Annotated in this window: 22 protein-coding genes; 11 read left to right on the forward strand and 11 right to left on the reverse strand. The window is 70.2% G+C overall.

What is annotated here, in order from left to right:
* Positions 1–51: 51 nt before the first annotated feature.
* Positions 52–432, reverse strand: a complete 381-nt coding sequence (locus LY40_RS06930; RefSeq protein ID WP_183781353.1) for a hypothetical protein — start codon at positions 430–432, stop codon at positions 52–54.
* Between LY40_RS06930 and LY40_RS06935 the strand changes: the two genes are divergently transcribed.
* The 3 genes from LY40_RS06935 (at position 431) to LY40_RS06945 (ending at position 2249) form a co-directional block, all read left to right on the forward strand.
* A complete protein-coding gene (locus LY40_RS06935; RefSeq protein WP_183781350.1) occupies positions 431–577 on the forward strand; it encodes a hypothetical protein in 147 nt (48 codons plus the stop codon). The two genes, LY40_RS06930 and LY40_RS06935, sit on opposite strands and share 2 nt — an antisense overlap.
* A 355-nt stretch (positions 578–932) precedes the next feature.
* Positions 933–1619 carry an alpha/beta fold hydrolase gene (locus LY40_RS06940; RefSeq protein ID WP_183781348.1) on the forward strand — a complete coding sequence of 229 codons (687 nt, stop codon included), beginning with the start codon at positions 933–935 and terminating at the stop codon, positions 1617–1619.
* A gap of 69 nt (positions 1620–1688) precedes the next feature.
* Positions 1689–2249, forward strand: a complete 561-nt coding sequence (locus LY40_RS06945; protein WP_183781346.1) for a dihydrofolate reductase family protein — start codon at positions 1689–1691, stop codon at positions 2247–2249.
* 21 nt (positions 2250–2270) lie between these two features.
* Here the strand turns inward: LY40_RS06945 and LY40_RS06950 are convergent, their stop codons facing one another.
* Positions 2271–2603 (reverse strand): MmcQ/YjbR family DNA-binding protein, encoded by a 333-nt coding sequence (locus tag LY40_RS06950; RefSeq protein ID WP_183781342.1) that lies wholly within the window; start codon positions 2601–2603, stop codon positions 2271–2273.
* Between the two features lie 66 nt (positions 2604–2669).
* Positions 2670–2861, reverse strand: coding sequence for a hypothetical protein (locus tag LY40_RS06955; protein ID WP_183781339.1), 192 nt, complete (start codon positions 2859–2861; stop codon positions 2670–2672).
* Positions 2862–3192: 331 nt separating this feature from the next.
* On the opposite strand from LY40_RS06955, the gene LY40_RS06960 reads away from it, so the two are divergent.
* The 3 genes from LY40_RS06960 to LY40_RS06970 all read left to right on the forward strand — a co-directional run bounded on the left by LY40_RS06960 (position 3193) and on the right by LY40_RS06970 (position 6607).
* Positions 3193–4041, forward strand: coding sequence for a response regulator transcription factor (locus LY40_RS06960; protein WP_183781336.1), 849 nt, complete (start codon positions 3193–3195; stop codon positions 4039–4041).
* 256 nt (positions 4042–4297) lie between these two features.
* Positions 4298–6142, forward strand: coding sequence for an acyl-CoA dehydrogenase (locus LY40_RS06965; RefSeq protein ID WP_258936300.1), 1845 nt, complete (start codon positions 4298–4300; stop codon positions 6140–6142).
* Between the two features lie 183 nt (positions 6143–6325).
* A complete protein-coding gene (locus tag LY40_RS06970) occupies positions 6326–6607 on the forward strand; it encodes a GlsB/YeaQ/YmgE family stress response membrane protein (protein WP_183781330.1) in 282 nt (93 codons plus the stop codon).
* A gap of 108 nt (positions 6608–6715) precedes the next feature.
* Here LY40_RS06970 and LY40_RS06975 read toward each other — a convergent pair whose 3' ends face one another.
* The 8 genes from LY40_RS06975 to LY40_RS07010 form a co-directional block, all read right to left on the reverse strand.
* Complete coding sequence (locus LY40_RS06975) at positions 6716–8869, reverse strand: VanW family protein (RefSeq protein WP_258936301.1); 2154 nt, start codon at positions 8867–8869, stop codon at positions 6716–6718.
* A gap of 22 nt (positions 8870–8891) precedes the next feature.
* Positions 8892–9185 (reverse strand): GroES family chaperonin, encoded by a 294-nt coding sequence (locus LY40_RS06980; protein WP_183785204.1) that lies wholly within the window; start codon positions 9183–9185, stop codon positions 8892–8894.
* A 60-nt stretch (positions 9186–9245) separates the two neighbouring features.
* Positions 9246–11147, reverse strand: coding sequence for an NHL domain-containing thioredoxin family protein (locus LY40_RS06985; protein WP_372497723.1), 1902 nt, complete (start codon positions 11145–11147; stop codon positions 9246–9248).
* A gap of 278 nt (positions 11148–11425) precedes the next feature.
* Positions 11426–11908 (reverse strand): SRPBCC family protein, encoded by a 483-nt coding sequence (locus tag LY40_RS06990; RefSeq protein WP_258936303.1) that lies wholly within the window; start codon positions 11906–11908, stop codon positions 11426–11428.
* 88 nt (positions 11909–11996) lie between these two features.
* Complete coding sequence (locus LY40_RS06995; protein WP_258936304.1) at positions 11997–14945, reverse strand: YML083C domain-containing protein; 2949 nt, start codon at positions 14943–14945, stop codon at positions 11997–11999.
* Positions 14946–15259: 314 nt separating this feature from the next.
* Positions 15260–15973: an amino acid ABC transporter ATP-binding protein gene (locus LY40_RS07000; protein WP_221213120.1), complete on the reverse strand. Its 714-nt coding sequence runs from the start codon at positions 15971–15973 to the stop codon at positions 15260–15262.
* Positions 15974–16050: 77 nt separating this feature from the next.
* Entirely contained in the window at positions 16051–16860 is an 810-nt protein-coding gene (locus tag LY40_RS07005) for an amino acid ABC transporter permease (protein WP_183781319.1), read from the reverse strand.
* 81 nt (positions 16861–16941) lie between these two features.
* Positions 16942–17814 (reverse strand): ABC transporter substrate-binding protein, encoded by an 873-nt coding sequence (locus LY40_RS07010; protein WP_258936305.1) that lies wholly within the window; start codon positions 17812–17814, stop codon positions 16942–16944.
* A 373-nt stretch (positions 17815–18187) separates the two neighbouring features.
* Here LY40_RS07010 and LY40_RS07015 point away from each other — a divergent pair, with 373 nt between their 5' ends.
* The 5 genes from LY40_RS07015 to LY40_RS07035 all read left to right on the forward strand — a co-directional run bounded on the left by LY40_RS07015 (position 18188) and on the right by LY40_RS07035 (position 22690).
* Entirely contained in the window at positions 18188–18760 is a 573-nt protein-coding gene (locus tag LY40_RS07015) for a biotin transporter BioY (protein ID WP_183781314.1), read from the forward strand.
* Positions 18757–20082: an AMP-binding protein gene (locus LY40_RS07020; protein ID WP_258936306.1), complete on the forward strand. Its 1326-nt coding sequence runs from the start codon at positions 18757–18759 to the stop codon at positions 20080–20082. The genes LY40_RS07015 and LY40_RS07020 overlap by 4 nt, the downstream gene beginning before the upstream one ends.
* Positions 20079–21182 (forward strand): thiolase family protein, encoded by a 1104-nt coding sequence (locus LY40_RS07025; protein WP_258936307.1) that lies wholly within the window; start codon positions 20079–20081, stop codon positions 21180–21182. Before LY40_RS07020 ends, LY40_RS07025 begins: the two co-directional genes overlap by 4 nt.
* 37 nt (positions 21183–21219) lie before the next feature.
* On the forward strand, positions 21220–21888 hold the full coding sequence (locus LY40_RS07030) for an energy-coupling factor ABC transporter ATP-binding protein (protein ID WP_258936308.1): 669 nt from the start codon (positions 21220–21222) through the stop codon (positions 21886–21888).
* A gap of 196 nt (positions 21889–22084) precedes the next feature.
* Positions 22085–22690: an energy-coupling factor transporter transmembrane component T family protein gene (locus LY40_RS07035; protein WP_183781302.1), complete on the forward strand. Its 606-nt coding sequence runs from the start codon at positions 22085–22087 to the stop codon at positions 22688–22690.
* The last annotated feature ends 104 nt before the right edge of the window (positions 22691–22794 follow it).

The following is a 22794-nucleotide window of genomic DNA, read 5'->3' on the forward strand; positions in this document are numbered from 1 at the left end:
GCGACGGGACCGCGGCGGCACCACAACCGCGGCGGCGGAACCACGGCGGTGTCACCACGGCGGCGCCACGGCCACGGCGTCACGCCCAGACAGCTCTAGTGCCACGGCGCCGCGGTTCCAGCACGGCGCTGCGACCGCGGCGCGCCACACCGCCACACCCGCCTCGATCACCGCCCCAACCTCGATCACCGCCCCAACCTCGACCGCCGCACCCATCCCCACCGCTGCAACGTCCGAACCATCCGGGTGACGACCGATCGCGCGCACGAGAATCGGGATATAGCAGGCGAAGCGCACAAGAGGACCCGACCACAGCCACCATTCGGGTGATGCATGCCATTCGATGTCACGGCGTGATAACGGACAGGGGAAGTGCGGCGATACGCCGGATGACCCCATACACATCCCCGACGCGAGATGGAGATGGCCCATGTGGACATCTGCCTCGGCGGGTGCGCTCGGAATCGCAGGACTGGCCGCATGGTCGGTCACGGGCGTGCCCGCATTCCTGGTGGCAGGACTGGCGTTCCTGCTGCTGCTTTCGCTCGTGGTGCTGTCACCGAGCCCCTCGCGGTAACACCGCGACAGGCACCACGTACACGTCGGCCGAGCACGCCAACCCCGGGCGCGCGCCGCGGACACCCCCGATCGCCACGAAGGAACCTCCCCGGTTCCGTCCCGAATCGTGACGAGTCCGCGACGTCGCAGGCGATGCAGGCCGTCGGTGACCGGACACGAACGGCGCCGGACCGGTAGCCCCGAACCGGCCGGCGCCGTTCGTGCCCATCCCGTGCGACGAACCCGTTCCCCGGGGCAACCTGGTTGAATCCGATCGAACACCGCCACGCGGAGCGTTCCCCTTCGGGTGGCGATGGGAGACGGGTGGACGCAACCACGGGGTCCACGGGGTTCGTCCGCCACAGGAGGCGTGCATGGGTATGCGCACGATTGCGCTGGTGCACAGTCCGTTCCTCGGGCCGGGGAGCATGCGCCCGCTCGCCGACGTGCTCGTCGCACGCGGACATCGCGTCGTCGTCCCCGATCTACGCGACGGCCTGCGGGCCACGCCGTGCCACGACGGCATCGCCGCCCGGTTCGCGGCCCAGGTTCCCGGCGAGCCACTGCTCGTCGCCGGGCACAGCGGCGCAGGCCCGCTCCTGCCACATCTCGCGCGGCCCCGCCCCGGCAGTCACGTCGTCTATGTCGACGCCGGCCTGCCCACTCCGGGCCGGAGCTGGCACGACACCGCACCCGCCGAGCTCTACGACACCCTGGCGAGCGGCGCCACCGTCGAGGACACCGGCGACCGCACCGAACTGCTCCTGCAGCCCTGGCACACGTGGTTCGACCCGAGCCCACTCACCAGCGAGGCCCTCCGCGACGCCGTCCTGCCCGACGAACCGCGCGTGCCCGTGCGGTTCCTCCGCGAGCCGCGTCCCCACACCGATGAGCCACCGAGCGCCTACCTGCGGCTGTCGGCCCCCTACGACAGTGCCGCCGAGCACGCACGCGCCCGCCACCTGCCCGTCCGGTCACTCCCGGCGAGTCACCTCGCCACGGTGGACGATCCCGAACCGGTCGCAGCGGCCGTCGAAACGCTGGCCCGCGCCCTCGACTGAAGGTCGGACCCGTCGGGCATCCTGGGCCGAGCCACGCACCGCCGCCGACGCCGACGTCCTGGGGCCATCATGCGCACGCTCGCCATCACGCAGAACATGACGCTCGACGGCTGCGTCGAGATGCTCGATTCCTGGTCTGACCCGACGGTCGAGTTCGACCCGACAGCCGACAACACCGAGCTCGTCGCGGAGAATCGCCGCCATCAGGACCGGTGCGACGCGGTCCTGCTCGGCAGGCAGACGTTCGAGGACTTCCGCGGCTTCTGGCCGAACCAGACCGGCGAGGTCGCCGACTTCCTAGACCGGGTCGACAAGTACGTGGTCACCGGCACGCTGACCGACCCCGGCTGGCAGAACACCCACCTCATCGGCACCGACGACCCGGTCGCGGCGATCCGCGAGCTCAAAGAACAACCGGGTTCGGACATCGTCGTCACGGGCAGCATCACGCTCTGCCACTCGCTCATCCGGGCAGGCCTCGTCGACGAGTACCGCCTCTTCGGCTATCCCGTCGTGCAGGGGCGCGGGCGCAGGCTGTTCCCCGACGGCTTCACGCTGCCCCGAATGGCGTTGCGTGACATGAAGTCGTTCCCCGGCGGCATCACCTACACCTGCCACACCCCGAGCTGAAACCGCAGCTCGGCCGGCGGGTCAACGTCGGCGTTTCGCCCGTTCGGGTGCCTTGCGGTTCCAGGACTCCTCGATCAGTTCGTGCAGTTGCGCCTCGTCGACGATGTCGAGGTCGACGAGGATCGCGCCGTAACCGTCGTAGTGCGACGTGGTGTAGAAGGCCGGTTCACCGGAGGCCAGTAGTGCTTCCTTCTCGTCCAGGCCGCACAGCAGCACCAGCCCGCCCTCGGCGTCGGTGCGCAGTCGCGCGAAGCTCTTGCCGTTGACCTTCAGTGCGGGCGTGCCGTACGAGGTCGACTCCTCGACTTCCGGCAACGCGGTCGCGAACGTCACCACGTCGGCCCATTTCGGCATCCCGGCACACCCCTCTTACCGGTCGGCGTCTGTTCCTGCCGGCACCCGCTCACCGGGCGTGGCCGGCTACGACGAGCGTTCCCGCAGTTCGGCCTGGAATCTCGCGGGCGCAAGCGGGTCGACCTCGCCGAGGGCCGCGAGCTGCGCGTCCCTGCTGCGGGCACGCTGACGGTCAGCGCGGCGGTCTTCCCACGTCACGATGACCGCGGCGACAGCAAGCAGCAGGACGAAAAGCCCGAGCACCGATGCCAAGTACACGCCATCTCCTTTGATGCCGGCCTGTGTGGCAGATCACACAGCATAGGCAATCGGTCACCCTCGGCGCCACCCCACCGCCCGGATCGCTACGGAACGTCTCCACGAACCGGCTGTGACCAGCGATGTATCAACCGTTTGCGCGCCGCAACCAGCGCGTAGCCGACCGAAAGGGCACACTCCGCCTAGGAACTGAATAAAACATCGGCTCATCGCGTCATGAGGTCGAGGCTCGCCAGTCACAGCTGCGAACGACAGCGAGCAGATCTCGCCGGGGGACCGTGGCGACACGGCGGCGAACACGTCCGCGAGGACGTGCGGAGACGGAGTGGTTATGGCGCAAAGCATCGACAGAAGCCGCCCAGCAGGCGGCCTGGGACCTTCGGGAACGCGAACCCTCACGGTCGCGGCCCTCGACCCGGTCCCGGTCTTCCGGGAAGGCCTGAACGTCCTGGTCAGCAAGACGCCGGGACTGCAGTGGGCGGGCCACGCAGCGAGTCATCACGCGTCGCTGCAGCTGTGTGAACAGCTGCGGCCGAACATCGTGATCCTGGACTCGGGCTTCGATCCGCACTGCCACCTGGTGCGACTGCTCCGGGACGGCGATCCGACGCTGGTCGTCGTGGTGCTGGTTCGGGATGCGCACCGCACCCCGCAGTTCCTGTCGGCTGCATCGGCCGCGGGTGCCCACGCGACCGTGCCGCGCACGGCCGAGCCCCGCCGCCTCGCGGAGGCGATCCGGCGGGCACACATCGACCGCCGCTACACCGATCCGGCGCTCGCCGCGCTGACGGCGCGTCCGAAGCGGCAGCCTGCGGCCGACGCGACGGGCACGGGCGGCAAGCAGCAGATGCCACTGTCGCGACGCGAGTACCAGGTGCTGCAGCTGGTGGCTGAAGGTCTGGAGAACTCGGCGATCGCCAAGACGCTGTTCCTGTCCGTGGAAACCGTGCGCACGCACGTCAAGAGCATCCTGCGCAAGCTGTCGGCGCGAGACCGTACGCACGCGGTGACGAAGGCGTTCCGGTCGGGAATCCTCATCCCGCGCCCCGAGGAGAACACGGCGCCGTCGGCCGACAGCTCGCCGGGACCGCCGCCGCAACATGCCCCGCAGGCGCACACTCCGCCCCAGCACGCCCCGGCGGCGAACACGTCGTCGGCACCGCCGACCGCACCGGCCTGACGCGGCCACCGCGCCCCGGGCCACTCGCGGTTCACCCGGAGTCACGCTGTCGCGACCATCCGAAAGGACGGAAGAGCGGAGACGAGACCCAGAAAACACCGCTACGACTTGCCGCCGATTACTTAGTAGTAATATCCTTAAGTTACCGGCGAGTAGGGCCGTGTTGTCCGGAGCTGTCCACAACACGGGCTGTGTATGGACGTACGAACAGCGCCCCGGCCGCCACACCCGAACAACCTTCGTACGGAGCGACGACATGGGCCACTACAAGAGCAACGTGCGGGACCTGGAGTTCAACCTCTTCGAGGTCCTCGGCATCCAGGACCGGCTCGGCAAAGGCGTACTGGCCGAGTCCGACGAAGACACCGCCCGCGGCGTGCTGTCCGAGCTGAACAACCTCGCGACGGGACCGCTGGCCGAGTCGTTCGAGGACGCCGACCGCAACCCGCCGGTGTACGACCCGAAGACCTTCTCCGCCACGCTGCCGGAGTCGTTCAAGAAGAGCTACCAGCAGCTGTGGGACGGCGAGTGGTGGCGGCTGGGCCTGACCAACAAGCTCGGCGGCTTCGGCCTTCCGCCGACGGTGCAGTGGGCCGCCTCCGAGCTGATCCTCGGCGCGAACCCGGCGCTGTACATGTACATGGCAGGCCCGAACTTCGCGATGGTCGTCGACCAGAACGGCACCGAGGAGCAGCAGCGCTGGGCGCAGCTCATGATCGACCGCGCCTGGGGCGCCACGATGGTGCTGACCGAGCCGGACGCCGGTTCGGACGTCGGCGCGGGCCGCACCAAGGCCGTGCAGCAGGAGGACGGCTCCTGGCACATCGAGGGCGTCAAGCGCTTCATCACCTCGGCCGACCAGGACATGACCGAGAACATCATGCACCTGGTGCTGGCCCGCCCCGAGGGTCACGGCCCCGGCACCAAGGGCTTGTCGTTGTTCCTCGTGCCGAAGTACCACTTCGACACCAACACCGGCGAGATCGGCGAGCGCAACGGCGCCTACGTCACCAACGTCGAGCACAAGATGGGCCTGAAGGTCTCCACCACGTGTGAGCTGACGTTCGGCCAGCACGGCACGCCCGCCAAGGGCTGGCTGCTGGGCGAGGTGCACAACGGCATCGCGCAGATGTTCCAGGTCATCGAGTACGCGCGCATGATGGTCGGCACGAAGGCCATCGCGACGCTGTCGACCGGTTACCTCAACGCGCTCGAGTTCGCCAAGGAGCGCGTGCAGGGTCCGGACCTGACCAAGCAGACCGACAAGAGCGCCCCGCGCGTGACGATCACGCACCACCCGGACGTGCGCCGCAGCCTCATGCTGCAGAAGGCCTACGCCGAGGGCATGCGCGCCGTGTACCTCTACACGGCGTCGTTCCAGGACCAGGTGTGGACGCAGGAGGACCCTGGCTCCGACGAGGAGTCGATCAAGCTCGCCGAGCGCGTCAACGATCTGCTGCTGCCGATCGTCAAGGGCGTCGGCTCCGAGCGCGCCACCGAGCAGCTGGTGCAGTCGCTGCAGACGTTCGGCGGTTCCGGCTTCCTGCAGGACTACCCGATCGAGCAGTACATCCGTGACTCGAAGATCGACTCGCTCTACGAGGGCACCACGGCCATCCAGTCGATGGACTTCTTCTTCCGGAAGATCGTCCGCGACAAGGGCCAGGCGCTGACCTACATCGCCGGCGAGATCTCGAAGTTCGTGGAAGGCGGAGCGTCCGAGCCCGATTCGCGCCTGAAGAAGGAGCGGGAGCTGCTCAAGCAGGCTCTCGACGACGTCCAGGGCATGCTCGGCTCGATGATCGGCAACCTGACCTCGGCGCAGGAGGACGTGAACAACGTCTACAAGGTCGGCCAGCACAGCGTGCGGTTCCTGCTCTCGGCCGGCGACCTGATCGTCGGCTGGAAGCTGCTGCAGCAGGCCGAGATCGCGCTGGGCAAGCTCGACGAGGCGAGCGGCAAGGACAAGTCGTTCTACGAGGGCAAGGTCGCCGTGGCGTCGTTCTTCGCCAAGCAGGTGCTGCCGGAGCTCACGGCCCGCCGCGCCATCGCGGAGGCCGCCGACAACGACCTGATGGAGGTCGACGAAGCGGCGTTCTGATCCCCGCGATCGAACACCACGACCGAAAAGGGCACCCCGGCCGCGACTCGATTCGCGCGCCGGGGTGCCCTTTTCGTGTTCGTTCGCCTGAACTGCGGGTTGGCAGTGCGATCATTGGGTACGCACAGACTGCCGCCCGCCGTCGGCGGGCGGGAGCGCACGCAGACACGCAGGAGGCTCGGCATGGAGATTTCGGGCATCATCTCGGCGATCGTCGTCGGGCTCATCATCGGCGCGCTCGGCAGGCTCGTCGCACCCGGCAAGCAGAAGATCGCCATCTGGCTGACCCTGCTCGTCGGTATCGTCGCGGCGTTCGTCGGGACGGCCATCGCCCGCGGCCTCGGCTACGCCGACACCGACGGCTGGGACTGGCTCGAACTCATCACCCAGGTCGTCGTCGCCGCCATCGGCGTTTCCCTCGTCGCAGGCTTCGCGGGCAAGGACCGCAAGAAGGTCGACCGCTGAGCCGTCCACGAGCTCACGCGGGCGGCGGCAGGGGCCTCGGCGGCAACGGAGACGAGTAGACGACGCGGGTCGTGACGCTGCCGAGGCCCGGCCCGGCCTGCCGGCTGTTCAGCCTCGACTGCGGTCGACCTGCTGCGAACGCTCGTCACCCGGAAGGAACGGCCACCCGGGGCGTCGCGGGTCGCCGCCGTCGTCGCCCCCGTCGTTGCCGCCGCCGTCACCCGATTTGCAGACCACGCGCGGCACCGGCCGGTAGGTCACGGTCGTCGACTGCCGGTCCACGACACGGTCGCCGCGCAGTGCCTTCACCACGCGCGTGTCGGTGACGGTGAAGCCCTCCGCACCCGACGTCTCCTCACAGCCCGGACCGCGGTCCCGCTTGACCGGCGGGGACTTCACGTCGGTGCGGTCACTCGTCGACCCGCTGACGCGGTACTGCTTCGTGCCCCACAACCGCACCGTCACGCTGTCGCCGGATGTCCAGGCCTGCACCGCGACACCGCTGTCGAGGTTGTTGGTCAGCGACATGTCGACCGACGAGCCGTCGGGCAGGTGTGACACGGCGTCTCGGCCCGCGGGGTAGCGGTCGACGAACGTCGGGTGCGCCCTGTGGCCCGCGTCCTTCAACCCGGCTTCGTACGCGGCGTTGTACAGCGTGCTCGTCAGCTGTGACACGCCGCCACCGATGACGCGCGGGCCGGTGCCGCCGGAGTACAGCGGCGCCTCGACGTAGCCCTTCGACGACGTGCGCGGGCCGGTCGCCGCCTCGAGGCTGAACGTGTCACCGGGGCGCACCACGGAACCCGTCACCGCGGCGGCCATCGTCGACACGTTCCGCGCTGCGGCACCGGAGAGCCCGCCGGTCGTGAATTCGCCGACGACCTCCTTCATGCCCAGCTTGCGCAGCTCCTCGGTGCTCACGTCGGGCGCCTGCACCTGGTACACGACCTCGAGCGTGCGCCCCTCCTGCTTGCCCGCCACGGTGAAGAACGGCGCGAACGTCTCCTGCCAGTCGATCTGCCTGCCTTCCTTCGACGGTTCGACCGAGGGCCGCGAGCCCGCGAACACCAGCTCGGCGTTCGACGCGCGCCGTTCGGTCTCGCCCAGCCGCGGGATCAGCACGTCCTGCAGCTTCGCCCGGTCGAGGGTCACCTGCAGCGCGCCCTCGTCCGACGGTTCGTGCTGCATCGCGTCACTGATGTGCCGCGGGGTGAGCGTGGCCGTCGTCTTGTCGGCGCGCACCGTCACGGGGCCGGACACGAGCGGTTTCGTCTGCTCGAGTGCCCGCCGCACGGCCTCCTCGGTCGTCTTCGCCGGCGTGACGTCGACGTCGAGCGTCACGCCCTTGTCGGCCAGCCAGTCCGCCTTGATCTGCTTCATCGCGCCGTCGACGTCGGTGAGGCGCTGCCCCTGCCGCGGCATGATCGGGAATGGTTCGACCGCGCTGCCTTCCACGGTGCGGAACCCGACGTCCCCTTCGCGCACCTCGTGGTTGATCTCGCCCGCGGCCAGACCGTTGATCGCCTCGCGCAGCACGTCGTCGTCGGCCGAGGACACGACGCCGATCTCCCTCGTGGTGAACAGCGACGTCAGCCGTGACAGCGGATCGATCGGCTGGTTGCCCGCACGTTCGACCGTGCCGGCCCAGTCGAGGCCGAGGCCCGCGTCGGCCGGGTCGAGACGGGTCGTGACGTCACCGGCTCGCACGGGCAGCGGGTCCGTCAGCTGCGGGCCGAGCTCATCGCGCAGCTTCTCCTCGGCGTCGGCGCGATTCAACCCACCGACCTCGACGCCCGCCACGGTCACCCCGCGCGGCACGTCGCCCAAGCTGGTGATCAGGTCCACCAAGTACACGAACAGCAGCGCGACGACCGTGCCGCCGAAGATCATGAACGCCTTGCCGATGCCGCGCTGGATCCGCGTGCGTGCGGGCGGCTTGCGGGGGTCGGCCGGTCCGAGCAGCTCATCGGCCAGGCCGACCTCGCCACTGCCCGCGGCGACCTCGTCGCGGTACCGCACGCTCGGATACGCCGAGAACGCCGCGGCGGGCAGGTCCGTACCGGTGGCCTCCGGGTCGGTGTTGTCGGCGGGCCACGCAGGGTCGTGCGAGAGCAGCCAGTTGTCCGGCAGGTTCAGCGAACCGTCGTCCTCATGGACCTCGTACCCGCCGTGACCGGCCTCGCCGTGCTCACGCGGGGAGTGGGCAGAGCCGCCCTCGGGGTGGGCCGGGTGTTCCCACGGCCGGTCCAACTCGTCGCGCACCAGCCCTCCCGCGTGGTCGGCGTTACAAGTACAAGCCTGTGCCCTGTTCGGTCCGCTCACTCGCGATCGCGTGGATGTCACGCTCACGCATCACCAGATAGGCGTCGCCCTGGATCTCCACCTCGAGCGGGTCCTCGGGGTTGAACAGGACCCGGTCACCGATCTTGATGTTGCGTACGTTGTTGCCGACACCGAGGACATCGCCCCAGCAGAGCCGGCTTGCCATCTGCGCGGTCGCCGGGATGACGATGCCGCTGCTGCTGCGCCGCTCACCGTCGTCCGACGGCTGCCGCACGAGCAGCCGGTCGTGCAGCATCTGGATTTCGAGCTTCGCGTTCGAATCCGCGTTGTTCCGGGGTTCCACCACGCGTTCATGTTAAGCCCCCGACGGACCCGGGTTCCCGGACATCACCAGGCTCAGCTCGCCGTCACCACCGCGCTCGACGCGGATCGGCACACCCCAGTCCTGGCGGGTGACCCGGCAGACGGGGTGCTCGGCGTCGATGTCGCAGCTGGCCGCCTGGGCGACGACCTGCAGCACACCCTCGGTCACCTCGTCCGAGAGGCGGATCAGGCGCGACAGGTCGGTGTCGGCGCCGTCGCCCTCGATGAGCAGTTCCGGCGGGGACGCGCTCACCTCGAGACGGGTCGACGGGCCGTAACGCTCGTCGAGCTTCTGTCCCGGCGGCGGGGTGAACACCACGTTCAGCTGCACCGCTCCCGAAGCCAACACCGTCGCGGGCCTGCGCACCTCTAGCGCCTCGCCCGCGACCTGATCGGCGTCCGACATCTCCAGCGGCGTCAGCCGGTGCGCGCCCGTTTCGACGACGAACACCACGCCGCCGGAGACGACGAGGCCGGCCGGTTCGGCCAACCCCGACGCGATCGTGACGACCTCACCCGTCGCGGGGTCGTAGCGGCGGATCGCACCGTTGTAGGTGTCGGCGACGCCGACGGTGCCGTCAGGCAGCACGGCCACCCCCTGCGGGTGCTGCAGCAGCGCGTGGGCGGCCTTGCCGTCGCGGTGGCCGAAGTGGAACAGGTCCGTGCCGACGGCGGTGTACACGGCGTAGCCGTCGTGGCCGTCACCCTCGATCCACCGCAGCGCCGAGGTCTCGGCGTCGACGAACCACATCCGGTTGCGGCCCACGGCCAGTCCGGACGGCTGCGCGAGGAACGCCTCGTCGGCGCGGCCGTCGCGCAGCCCCTCGGTGGTCGTGCCCGCCAGCCTGCGCACCGTGGCATCGACCGGGTCGAACAGGCCGAGGGTGTGGTTGCCCGCCATCGCGACGACGACACCGCCGGGGCCGCCGTCGGCCTCGTCCCACCAGCACACGTCCCACGGGCTGGTCAGGTCGACGTCGAGTGCCTTGCCCGCGTCGTCACCGTCCCGCCACTGCTCACCGGTGCCGGCCACGGTCGTCACGGCGCCGTTCGACAGGTCGACGCCCCGCAGGGTGTGACCCGCCGTGTCGGCGACGACCAGGTGGTAGCCGACCCGCTGGGCGACCGCCTCCGGCAACAACGTCAGACCCGACGGCTCGGCCAGCGACGCCACGTCGAACGCCCCGTCGCGGCCGCCGCGCTCGCCACTGCCGAAGCGGCGCACGACCGTCTCGGCATCCGAAGCGAACTCGGCGACGCCGTGCCCCGCGGTGTCGGCCACGAGCAGCCGGCCGCCCGACGTCGCGACGGCCTTCGCGGGGAAGCGCAGTTCGGTGTCGGCCGTCTCGTCGGCCACGTACGGGTTGCCGCCGCGGCGCAGCGTGCCCTTCGCGTCGTGGGTCTCGACCAGCTCGCCGACGACGCGGCGCAGCGCCTCGCCGTGACCCTCACCTGCGGCGACATGCGCGATGTAACCCTCGGGGTCGACGATCACGAGGGTCGGCCACGCCTTGATCGCGTACTGCCGCCACGTCGTCATGTCCGGGTCGTTGAGCACCGGGTGGTGTACGCCGTACCGCTCGACGGCCGCAGCGATCGCGTCGCGCTCACCCTCGTGCGTGAACTTCGGCGAGTGCACCCCGATGGTCACGAGCACGTCGGCGAACTCGTCCTCGATGGGGCGGAGTTCGTCGATCACGTGCTGACAATTGATGCACCCCGACGTCCAGAAGTCGAGCAGGACGATCCTCCCTCGCAGGCCTGCGAGGCGGAGCCGCTCGCCACCCGTGTTCAGCCAGTCGGTGCCGGCGAGCTCGGGCGCGCGGACATGCTGCCGCGCGGCGCTGCTCGCGGGCACTGGGTCGGTGTCACTCACATTTCCAGTGAACGTCATCGGACCGGAAAGGTGAGCCCCCGCGTGCGGCATTACACCCGCGAGAGCGATCACCCTCGAGTGAGGGAATGCGGAGGGTGTTTCCGCACGTCAGCTGTCACGGCCGCACTGCGCCGATCGGGCGCGGGCCGAACGGGGGCCACACACACCGGCCATCACCGGGCGCGGTCATCCGCGACCGCCGGCTGGTCACCTCGGCCGAGTAGGCGGGCGCGGCGACACCAGCCCGCCGGACTCAACCTCCGGCGGGCTCACCTCCCGCAGGTTCGCGCCAGGGGTCAACCGGCCGTCACGGACTCCGCACGCCGCTTCACGCCCGCGAGCGTCTTGTCGATGTTGCGCTTGTTGATACCAGCTCGGTCCATCGTGCCGACGACCACGCCCGTGACCACCCTGGCCCAGCCGGGGCGGCGGTCCCACGTGCTCTCGACGACCCGGCAACCGTCACCGTCCGGTTCGAAGTCGTACTGCCACCGGGCCACCTTCAGCGGACCGACCGCGACGTCGAAGGCGAACTTCTCACCCTCCGCGGCGTCGGTCACCGTCGCCGTCGTGCTCCACCGGAAGAAACCGTTCCGATTGCGGCCGCGGAACCGGGCGCCCGGCACCGACTCGGTCGCCCCGCCCAACCAACGGAAACCCTCGTACTCGCCCGCGAGCTCGGCCAGCACGCCGGGATCGCTGACCAGCGAATACACCTGTTCCGACGAGGCGTCGATGTGGATCGAACCGGAGGCGTCGGGCTCCTTCGCGGTCGACATGGCCGCTCCTCTCGCGTGACGACGTACCGGGGAGTGTCTACCGGCCACCCTGCGCCCGTCGCCATAGCGCAGCCGTGCGACCCGCAGCTCATTTCACGTTGTTACGCCGCAGGGCACGGCCCATACCGGCGGCCGCGGTGGTCGCGAGCACCCAGCCCATCGCCGTGAAACCGGTCGCGACCCACATGTCGGCCCCGCTCAGATGCCACCTGCCCTTGTTGCCGAAGTCGACGATCGGCACCAGCAGATCGACGGTGAACAACACCGGGTTCCAGTTCAGGCCCGTGTCGTCGGCGTTGACCGCACACCGCCTGCCGTCCACGGCCAGCAGCTCCCCGTCCCGGATGCAGCCGTCGACCCCCACGCCGAACCACACACTGCCCGCGACCAGGAGCAACAGCAGCAGCACGACCGCCCGCATCGGGCGGTAGCCGTAGCCCACCGTCCACCGCTGCAGCAGGCTCCACAGCCGCACCCCGAGGCCCACGACCGGCTTGCCGTGCGCGAGCGACTCGTACCGGTACTGCTGCTTCTTGGCCAGCACCCAGTCCGCATGCTCCTCGTTGCCGGACGAACGGAGCATCGCCGCGAACTGGTCGTACGGGCCCGGCCGGTAGCCGCCGATCGCGTCGTGCAACAGCCGGAGCCTGCGCCGCACCTCCGCGGTGTCGTCGATCCCGATCGGCGTGCCGAGGCTGTCGTAGCGGAAGTCCTCGAGGTCCAGCCCACCGGTCGCCAACCACAGGCTCCCCTCGGCACCGGTGGCGCCCGTGTCGGTGGCATCGGCGTCCTCGGTGAGCGTGCCGCAATGGGCCCGCAGCAGCACGACCTTCCCGAGCGGCGGACTGCCGGGGGCGAGGACGAACTCGTCGGCGTGAGTGTCACCGGCGTCGAACGCGACCGTCGCGGGATCGTCCGTGCCGTCGACCGCTCCGCACAACTGCGCACCGGTGACGTCGAGCTGCCGCTGGATCTGCGCCCCGTCCATGGTCACCCCACCGCGAGCGGTGAACGGGCGCTTCTCCTCGGCCGTGAGCAGCACGCTGCGGGCCACCCGTACCGACCGCAGGTCCACGGCCCAGTCGCAGCTGCCGTCGTCCTTGCGCTCCGGTTTGCCGACCTCGGTGCCCTGCAGATCGATACTGCCGCCCACCGTGATGCCCATCAGCCGCAACGTGCCCTCGGCGTGACACCGCCGGATCTTGAGGTTGCCGGACACGCTGCTGCGGCGCAGCGACAGCACGTCCCGGCCGGGGTGGCTGAACGTGCCGTCGGTGAGGTGGACGTTGCCGCGGATCGTCACATCCGCGATGCGCACCTGCCCCTTGGCGCGGATGCCCTTGCTGTCGAGATCGCCGCTGATCTCGCTGCCGTCGAGGTGCACCGCGCGGTCCCGGAACGGCGGTTTGCGACTCGGCAGCACGCGGATGTGGGACTCGGCCAGCCGCAGTGAACCGCCGAGCCGCGAGTTCACCATGCGCAGCGTACCGTCGACATCCAAGCCGTCCGACAGCTCCACGTTGCCTTCGACGTGCAGCCGGTCGGCGATCAGCGCCGGATACGGATCGACGTACCAATCGCCCGTCTTCCACGTGTCGACGCCGACCCCGCCCTGCTTGACCTTCAGCTCCGCGCCGCGGAAGTTGAGATCACCGGAGACACGCATGCTCGGCAGGTACAGCAGCCCACGCGTGCGGAAACGCTGCTCGCCGAGCTCGCCGCCGGTCCGGTCTACCTCGCACAACAGGCTGCCGCCGACGACCGCGCCGTTCCCGTTCAACGCGAACCCGTCGGGATTGCGCAACAGCGCACCCGAGAAGTTGACGTTGCCGCCGGTCCGCAGCCCGGGGATGCGCACCTCGCCCTCCGCGTCCAGCCGGTACGCCAGCAGCGCACCGGTGACGAGCAGCCGGTCGGCATGCAGCGCCTTGCCCTGCGGATGGACGATCCGCGTCGCCGTGAACACCGCCGAACCCTCGATGACGGCGTCGGTCAGGTTGACGGCCGCGTCGGGCATGCCGCGGTCGACCCCGTCGGCGCGGCGCATCGTCGTCTCGCCGTCGGTGCCGCCCGCCTCCGCCTCGATGTAGGACTTGATCAGCCGGAGGTCGTTGCCCGTACGCAGGTTGCGAGCCAGCAGCCCGGGCAGGCGGCAACGCTGGAACACCAGGCCGAGGAGCTTGGCCTCACGCACATCGGGCGCATGTTCGAACCGGCAGCGTTCGAACCGGAACAGGTAGCGCAGGTCGGCACCGCGCAGATCCAGGCGCCCGGTGATGTAGGCGTTCTCGACCTGCACGATCGGCGCGTTCGTCGACTGTTTCCGCCAGCGCAACAGCCCGCTGAGGCCGCTGTCGAGGACCTGGGGGACCAGTTCGGAGGCATCGACGACGTGATCCGGTTCGGAGTCGGGGTCGAACGGGTCGTAGCGATCGCCGTCGTCGGGCGAGGCAGCCTCGTCCGGGGCACCCGACCTGCCCGGCCTGCCCGGCTTTCCGGCGTTGGCGGTCCTGCCGGGTCTGCGGGCGCGGGGAACACCGAACGCCGGCTTCGGCGGAATCGGCAAGCCCGATCCCGGCGTCCTGGCGTCGGGGACTCTGGCGTCGGGAGTTCTGGCGCCGGGAGTTCCGGTGCCGGGGCTTCCGGTGCCGGGGCTTCCGGTGCCGGGGGCGTCGCGGGACGTGGCGTGGCGTGGCGTGGAGTCAGGCGATGCGGAGGGCGACGGGACGTCGCGCCGATCGATGTCCGGAGCGGGAACCCAGCGCGTGGAGGTGATGTCGACGTGACCATCCATGGCGCCGGCGGCCGGGTGGTCGATGGTCGGGTGGTCGGCGGCCGGGTGGTCGATGGTCGGGTGGTCGATGGTCGAGGTGTCGGCGTATGAGGTGTCGGAGTCCGGGGTGTCGTCGGAGCCCGGTGTATCGGAGTCGGGTGTGTCGGAGTCGTCGGCCGACGTGTCGGGGAGGCGGCCACGGGACTCCTCGTCGGGATGGTCGTCGCCCTCGTCGCGACCACCTCGTCGGCGGATGCTCGGCATTGCGCAACGCCCCTCTCTGGTCACCTGCCGACCGGAGCCGGCCCCCGATCACGGTGCGGGCGGCCGAGATGGGAGGCGACACCCGGTACCGATGCGACCGCGCAGAGCGACAACTTACCGCGCAACCGCCCGAAACATCACCTGTTTCAGCGATCTCGCAGCCCCGCCCCGCACAAGGGACTAACCAAGGCCACGGTGGTCGGCGCACGCAGCCACGCGTCAGCGTGGCGATGAGAGGTGGGCGGGTGGGCGCCCTTTCGGGCGCCCCTCGGGTGCCCTCGGGGGCATCAGAGGGGCTCACCCGGTCAGTGGTGTCACTCGACCTCGGAGGCGTGGACCGGGTTGAGGACGCGGCTGAGGAACGTCTTGGTGCGGTCCTCGACCGGGTCGGCGATGACCTTGGACGGCGGGCCCGATTCGACGATGACGCCGCCGTCCATGAACAGCACCTTGTCGGCGACCTCGCGTGCGAACTGCATCTCGTGCGTGACCACGAGCATCGTCATGCCCTCGTGGGCGAGCTGGCGCATCACCCCGAGCACATCGCCGACCAGCTCGGGGTCGAGCGCCGACGTCGGTTCGTCGAACAGCATCACCGCGGGTTGCATCGACAGCGCCCGCGCGATCGCCACCCGCTGCTGCTGCCCACCGGAGAGCTGCTCGGGCATCGCCCCGGCCTTCTCCGCCAGACCCACCTTCTCGAGGTTCTCGCGCGCGATCCGCTCGGCCTCGCCCTGTTCCCGTTTCAACACCTTGCGCTGCGCGACGGTCAGGTTGTCGAGCACCGACAGGTGGCCGAACAGGTTGAACGCCTGGAAGACCATGCCGATGGAACGCCGCGCCTTGTCGATGTCGACGTCCGGGTCGGTCAGCTCGAAGCCGTTCACCACGACGCGGCCGGAATTGGGCTCCTCGAGCAGGTTCACGCAGCGCAACAGGGTCGACTTGCCGGAACCCGAGGGGCCGATGATGCACACGACCTCACCGCGCTCGACGCTCACGTCGATGCCCTTGAGCACCTCGAGCATGCCGAACGCCTTGTGCAGGCCGGTGATCTCGACGATCGGCCCGCCGCTCGCGGCGGGCGCGTCACCCGTGTCGGCGCTCACGCCGTCACCTCCAGTCCTTCGTCGCGCTTGCGGCCCGCGCGGCGTTCGAGGTACCGCGACAGGTAGCCGAGCGGCACCGTGATGAGCAGGTAGCAGAGGCCGGCCAGCAGGATCGGCGACATCGAGTTGGTCGCGTTCATGCCCTCCCGGCCGAACTTCGCCAGCTCGTACTCCGTACCGAGCAGGCCGAGCAGGTAGATCAGCGACGAGTCCTTCGTCAGCAGGATCAGCTCGTTGGTCAGCGGCGGCAGGATGATGCGGAACGCCTGCGGGATGACGACCGTGAACGTGGCACGCGACTGCGACATGCCGAGCGAGCGGGCCGCCTCGACCTGCCCCTTCGGCACGGCCTGGATGCCGGCGCGCAGCGTCTCCGCGATATAGGCCGACCCGACCAGGCCGAGCGCGATCGCCGCCGTCGAGTAGGTGTCGAACTGGATCTGGAACGCCAGCGGCACACCGAACCCGAGCGCGATGAACACCAGCAGCGCCGGCACCCCGCGGAAGAACTCGATGTACGCGGTGGCGATCCACCGGTAGGGCGCGACCGGGGACAGCTTCATCAACGCCAGGACGAGCCCCACGGCCAGCCCGAGCGCGAACCCGAGCCCGGTGTAGATGATCGTGTTGACCAGCGCCGTGGTGATGATCCCCGGGAACTGGGTGCTCATCGCCTCCAGATTGAAGAACGCGTTGCCGAGCGTTCCCCAGTCGGCGAAGAACGCCACGGCCGCCACGACCAGCACGAGAATCCCGTACTGCACGCCACGGAAGGCCTGCGCCCGCTTGCGCGGCGACATCGGCATGAACCGACTCCTCACACGTTGCCCATCGCAAGGAGCCGGCCCCACGACGGAGGCCGGCCCCTCGAGGAACGATAGTTGTGCCTACTTGCCGCTCTCGTCCGAGCCCTCGCCGTCGTCCTCGGGCGGGGCCTCCCCGAACCACTTCTTGTAGATCTCGTCGTACCGACCGTCCTGCTTGGCGGCGTCGATGACCTCATCGATCTTCGCCTGGAGCGCACCGTTGCCGTCGGCCACGGCGATGCCGTACTGCTCGCCGGTGTCGAACTCGGCGCTGACCTCGAGAGCGTCCTTCGACTTCGTCGCGTACAGCAGCACGGAGTTGTCGTTGATGCCCGCCGAGACGGCACCGTTCTGCACACCCTGCTGCAGCAGCTCGAGGTCCTCGTACTGGCGGGTCTCGTAGCCGTACTTGTCCTTGTTCTCGGTCGCGTACTCCTCGCCGGTGGTGCCCTGCTGCACGCCGAGCACCTTGCCCTCAAGGTCGTCGAGGCCGGCGACGTCGGAATCGGACTTCACGACCAGCGCCTGGTCGGCGTCGAAGTAGCCCTTGGAGAAGTCCATGACGCGGTCGCGCTCGTCGGTGATCGTGATGGCGGCGGCGGCGAGGTCGCAGTCGCCGGCCTCGAACACCTGGCCGGTCTCGATGCCTTCGAAGCTCGTGTCCACCAGCTTCTGCTTCACGCCCAGGTCCTTGGCGACGAGGTCGACGAGGTCGACGTCGAAGCCGACGGTGTCGCCGCCCTTGCGGAACTGGAACGGCTCGTACGGCAGGTGGGCGCAGACGGTCAGCTGGCCATCGTTGATCAGCTCGACCTTGTCGCCCGCCTGGCTATCACCGGCGGTGTTGACCTCCTCGGCGCAGCCGGCCGCGGTAGCGGCCAGCGCCAGCACGGGAAGCACGGCGAGCGAACGGAGCTTGCGCTGCGTGGGTTTACGCCGGGGGTTAAGCACCACGATCTTCACTCCTAGTAGTGGGCACTGGTCGGTGAGGGAATAGTGCCACTCCATATGGGTAGTTGGCACTAGCCGGGTCGTTACATAGCGGTTTCGATACCGATCACGCCCGCGTTGCCCGCCCGACACCCGCCACCGACTACCCCGCGTGTCCTGCACTCAGACCCGCGTGTCCTGCACTCCGACCCGCGTGTCCTGCATTCAGACAGCCGTGTCCCGCACTCGGGCCCGCTGTCACTCGGACCCGCTGTCCTGCATTCACCCGTCACCCGGCCACCGCCCCTCGACGCGCGGGGAGCCGTCCCTCCGCCGGGGACCTGGGAGTGACTTACGTCTACCGCCATTCGGACCGCGGTGGCGTTACCTTGCCAGCATGCCCGCACCACGCGTCTCGCTGCCCGCAGCCGACCTGGCACGCATCGTCGTCTTCGCGGCGTTCATCGCCGTGCTCGGAATCTTCCCCGGCATCTACTTCGGCGCGTCCGGCGTTCCCGTGGTCATCCAGAACGCCGGTCCGCTGCTCGCGGGCGTGCTGCTCGGCGCCCGCCGCGGCACCGCTGCCGTCGTCCTGTTCCTGGCGCTGACGGCCATCGGCCTGCCGCTACTGTCCGGCGGGCGCGGCGGGCTGGCACCGTTCGTGGGCCCGAGCGGCGGGTTCCTGTTCGGCTGGATCCTGTCCGCGCTCGTCGCGGGCCTCATCGTCAGCCGCGCCGCCAAGCCGAACCTGCCGGTCATCGGGCTCGCCACATTCGCGGGGCTGCTCGCCGACTACCTGATCGGTATCCCGTTCCTCGGCGCCTACATCGGCGACCTCGGCGCGGCCGCTGTCCAGTCGCTCGTGTTCGTGCCCGGCGACCTCGGCAAGGTCGCGGCGACGGCGGTGATCGCGGCCGTCGTCCACCGCGCCCTGCCCGGAACCCTGCCCCGGACGGCCCGCTCCGAGTGACCCTCACGGCCCACGTTCCCGCCACGGCCCACGCTGCCGCCCGCACCCTCGCGGAACGCGGCGTGGGGGTCGGCACCCGCATCGCCGTCGAGGGCACCGGCGACGTGCTGTCGTGGCTGCTCGGAGCCGATCTCCTCGGCGCAGCGACGCTCGTGCTCGAACCGACGTGGACGGCCGCCGACCGCGCCGCCGTCCTCGCCGACGCACGGCCTGCGCTGATCGTCGACGGCAGCCCCGATCCCGCGGAACCCATCGCCCGCGACGACGTGTTCGACAGTGGCCACACCGGCGGCGACGGCGATCCGTACTTCTACCTGCCGACCACCTCCGGCAGCACGGGCACGCCCAAGGTCGGCCTGCGCACGCGTTCCTCCTGGATCCGCAGCTTCGAGGCGCTCGGTCCCGTCGAAGGGCCCGTGCTCGTGGCGGGTCCGCTCAGCTCGTCGCTGTTCCTGTTCGGCGCGCTGCACGCCACGTGGTGCGGCGCCGACCTGCGCCTCCACGACCAGTGGCGGCCCGCCGACGCCCGCGAGGCCGCCACGGTGCACCTCGTGCCCGCGATGCTCGCCGAGCTGGTCGCGGACGCCGAACGCAGGCCGGGCCCTTCGGCGCTGCGGACCGTCGTCTGCGGCGGCGCTCACCTCGGCGATGCGCTGCGTGACCGCTTCACCCGCGCCTTCCCGGAGGCACGGCTGGTCGAGTACTACGGCTCGGCGGAACTGTCCCTGATCGCGATCCGCCGTGACGGCGAGCTGCGCCCGGCCGGCGGTGTCGACGTCGACGTCTCCGACGGCGTGCTGTGGGTGCGGTCGCCGCTGGCCTTCAGCGGCTACCTGCGCGGCGGGACCCTGGAACCCGCAGCCGAGTGGCTCAGCAACGGCGACCACGGGCAACTGACCCGCAGCGGCGGCCTCGTCGTCGACGGGCGCGGATCGGCCGTCATCGCCAGCGGCGGCACGCAGGTGCCCGCCGAACCCGTCGAGGACGCGCTGCGTACCGTCGCGGGTGTGGACGACGCGCTGGTCACGGGCACCCCGCACCCGCGGCTCGGCCTGCTCGTGACCGCGGTCGTGCAGGCCCGGCAGCCGCCGGCACTGGCCGAACTGCGCGCCGCCGTGCGCGACGCCCTCCGCCCCGAGCTGCGGCCACGGCGGTGGCTGTGGACCACGTCGCTGCCACGCACCGCGTCCGGCAAGACCGCCCGGGACGTTGCGCAGCGACAACTGCAGGACGGCACCTTCGACGGCGTCCCGCTGACCGCCCCGGAGACAGCGGTGCCGGATACCGGTTCACCGGGACCGATCGCGGGGACCGAGTCGTGACCGAGCCGGTGGTCATCGCCGCGCGGCGCACCCCGATCGGCCGGGACGGCGGTGGCCTTCGCGAGTACACCGTCGACGAGCTCGCCGCGCCGGTGTTGCGGGCCGCGCTCGACGACGCGGGTGTCGACACGGTCGATGACGTCGTGCTCGGCAACGTGTTCGGCCCCGGCGGCAACCCGGCGCGCGTGGCTGCGCTGCGAGCCGGACTGGGCGTCGGCGTTCCCGGCGTGACGGTCGACCGGCAGTGTGCGAGCGGGCTCGCCGCCATCGCGCAGGCGGCCGCGGCCGTGCGCGCGGGCGAGGGCGAGGCCTACCTGGCGGGTGGCGTCGAAAGCGCGTCGACCGCGCCGCAGCGCGCGTGGCGCACCGATCCGCCGACGCCGTACTCGCGCGCACCGTTCGCACCGCCGGAGTTCGGCGATCCCGACATGGGTCCCGCTGCCGACCTCGTCGCGGCCGAAGCGGGCATCTCCCGCGAACGTCAGGACGCCTTCGCCGCGCGCAGCCACGCCCGCGCCGTCGCCGCCCGCAGCGAAGGTCGGTTCAACCGGGAACTCGTTCCCGTCGGCGGTATCGCCGCCGACGAACGTCCCCGCTCCGGATTCACGGTCGAACGCCTCGCACGGTTCCGGCCCGCCTTCACCGATGGGGGCACGGCGACGGCGGCCAACTCGTGCGGGGTCAACGACGGCGCCGCGGCGGTGCTCGTGGTGAGCGAACGCCTGCGCGCGCGACTCGGCGTGCCCGGACTGCGGCTCGTGGCGTCGGCGACCAGGGCATGCGACCCGGCCCGTCTCGGCCTTGGTGCGGTGCCTGCGATGCGGGACGTCCTCGGCTCCGTGCCAGACGTCGTCGAGTTCAACGAGGCGTTCGCCGGGCAGACACTTGCCTGCATCGACGCCGTAGGTATCGACGAACCGGCGGTGAGCCCGGACGGCGGCGCGATCGCGCTCGGCCACCCGTGGGGCGCGTCCGGCGCGGTGCTCGTGGTGCGATTGTTCTCGCGGCTCGTGTGCCAGGGCATGGGCTCGACGGGACTGGCCGCGTTGTCCGCGGGCGGCGGAGTCGGAGTGGCGACGATGTGGACGGTCGTGCGGTGATGTGGACGAAGGACGCCGTGATGTGGACGGGTGCGCGGTGATCGAATTCGAGGGTGTCGGGCACACGTACGACACGAAACCCGTGGTGTCCGATGTGGATATGAAACTCGACGAGCGCCGAGTGGCGTTCGTGGGCGCCAACGGCTCCGGCAAGTCGACCGTCGCACGGATGATCAACGGCCTCGTCGTGCCGACCCGCGGTCACGTGCGCGTCAACGGCCTCGACACCGCATCGGAAGGACGCAAGGTCCGCAAACACGTCGGATTCGTGTTCACCAATCCGGATTCGCAGATCGTCATGCCGACCGCGGGCGAGGACGTCGCCTTCTCGTTGCGCGGCAGCGGGTTGTCCAAAAAGGAGCGTGCTGCCCGGGCGGCCGAGGTGCTCGCCGAGTACGATCTCGACCCGGAACACCCCGCACACCAGCTCTCCGGCGGACAGAAGCAACTCCTCGCACTGTGCTCCATGCTCGTGCTCGACCCCGACGTGCTCGTCTGTGACGAGCCGACGACACTGCTCGACCTGCGCAACAAACGCCGGTTCACCGACCTGCTGGCCGGACTGCGGCAACAGGTCGTGCTCGTGACCCACGATCTCGATCTGCTCGACGGCTTCGACCGCGTGCTCGTGTTCGACGACGGCCGAGTGGTCGCCGACGACGAACCCGCCGCCGCGGTCCACTACTACCGGCGGCTGGTGTCATGACGGGGCCGACGCAGCACTTGATCAAAGGAACATTCGGTGCTCCCGCCCGACGGCCCGGCCACCGCCCCTCATCGACACGCTGGCGCGTGGCTGCCCCCGCCCGCCGGCCCGACCACCACCCCTCATCGACACGCTGGCGCGTGGCTGCGTTTTCTGTCCCCAAGGTGCCCTTCGGGGCTGCCGTGAGGTGGTCGGCGTGACACCGCTGGGGCTGTACGAACCGGGCGGGAGCGTCCTGCACCGCGCACCCGCCGGGCCGAAACTGCTCGCCGTGGTCGCGCTCGCCGCCGCGGTCGTCGTCCTCGACTCACCGTCGTGGCTGGGCGGACTGCTGACGGTGGTGCTGGCCGGCTACGTCGTGGCGCGGGTGCCGCGGCGCCGGTGGTGGCCGCTGGTGCGAACGCTGGTGATCGTGTCGGTCGTGGTGTTCGCGGTGCAGTGGTGGCTGCTCGGCGCGATGACGGCAGCGACCGTGTGCTTGCGGCTCGTGACGGCCCTGGCGGCGGCGAGCCTGTTCACGCTGACGACGCGCGTCGACGATGTGGTGTCCACTGTGGAGCGCGTGATGCGGCCGCTGCGGCGGTTCGGCGTGCGACCGGAGATGGTGGGACTGCTCGTCGGGCTGACGGTGCAGGCGATCGCCGCCCTGTCCGGCATCGCAGGGGAGGTACGGGCCGCGGCGAAGGCACGCGGTGCCGACCGCAGCCCGACGGCGTTCGTCGTGCCGTTCCTGGTCCGCACCCTTCGGCACGCCGACCAGCTCGGCGAAGCCCTCGCCGCCCGCGGCACCGGAGACCGCTGAGTACGGTTTCGGACGCGTTCGGTACCCGTGATGTGCACCGATCCACAGGTGCGAACGCAGAACACGCACGAAGAGACAGCCGCGCCCCGAGCGTCGTGTAGGGG

Source organism: Prauserella salsuginis (assembly GCF_024648885.1).
Classification (GTDB): Bacteria; Actinomycetota; Actinomycetes; order Mycobacteriales; family Pseudonocardiaceae; genus Prauserella; species Prauserella salsuginis.

Bases quoted from the DNA above. Each gene is read 5' to 3' on its own strand.
- LY40_RS06935 (WP_183781350.1), top strand. From the start codon at position 431: ATGTGGACATCTGCCTCGGCGGGTGCGCTCGGAATCGCAGGACTGGCC.
- LY40_RS06965 (WP_258936300.1), top strand. From the start codon at position 4,298: ATGGGCCACTACAAGAGCAACGTGCGGGACCTGGAGTTCAACCTCTTC.
- LY40_RS06945 (WP_183781346.1), top strand. From the start codon at position 1,689: ATGCGCACGCTCGCCATCACGCAGAACATGACGCTCGACGGCTGCGTC.
- LY40_RS06995 (WP_258936304.1), bottom strand. From the start codon at position 14,945: ATGCCGAGCATCCGCCGACGAGGTGGTCGCGACGAGGGCGACGACCAT.
- LY40_RS06940 (WP_183781348.1), top strand. From the start codon at position 933: ATGGGTATGCGCACGATTGCGCTGGTGCACAGTCCGTTCCTCGGGCCG.
- LY40_RS06980 (WP_183785204.1), bottom strand. From the start codon at position 9,185: ATGCTGCACGACCGGCTGCTCGTGCGGCAGCCGTCGGACGACGGTGAG.
- LY40_RS06970 (WP_183781330.1), top strand. From the start codon at position 6,326: ATGGAGATTTCGGGCATCATCTCGGCGATCGTCGTCGGGCTCATCATC.
- LY40_RS06990 (WP_258936303.1), bottom strand. From the start codon at position 11,908: ATGTCGACCGCGAAGGAGCCCGACGCCTCCGGTTCGATCCACATCGAC.
- LY40_RS07000 (WP_221213120.1), bottom strand. From the start codon at position 15,973: ATGCTCGAGGTGCTCAAGGGCATCGACGTGAGCGTCGAGCGCGGTGAG.
- LY40_RS06960 (WP_183781336.1), top strand. From the start codon at position 3,193: ATGGCGCAAAGCATCGACAGAAGCCGCCCAGCAGGCGGCCTGGGACCT.
- LY40_RS06930 (WP_183781353.1), bottom strand. From the start codon at position 432: ATGGGCCATCTCCATCTCGCGTCGGGGATGTGTATGGGGTCATCCGGC.
- LY40_RS07005 (WP_183781319.1), bottom strand. From the start codon at position 16,860: ATGCCGATGTCGCCGCGCAAGCGGGCGCAGGCCTTCCGTGGCGTGCAG.
- LY40_RS06950 (WP_183781342.1), bottom strand. From the start codon at position 2,603: ATGCCGAAATGGGCCGACGTGGTGACGTTCGCGACCGCGTTGCCGGAA.
- LY40_RS07015 (WP_183781314.1), top strand. From the start codon at position 18,188: ATGCCCGCACCACGCGTCTCGCTGCCCGCAGCCGACCTGGCACGCATC.
- LY40_RS06985 (WP_372497723.1), bottom strand. From the start codon at position 11,147: ATGACGTTCACTGGAAATGTGAGTGACACCGACCCAGTGCCCGCGAGC.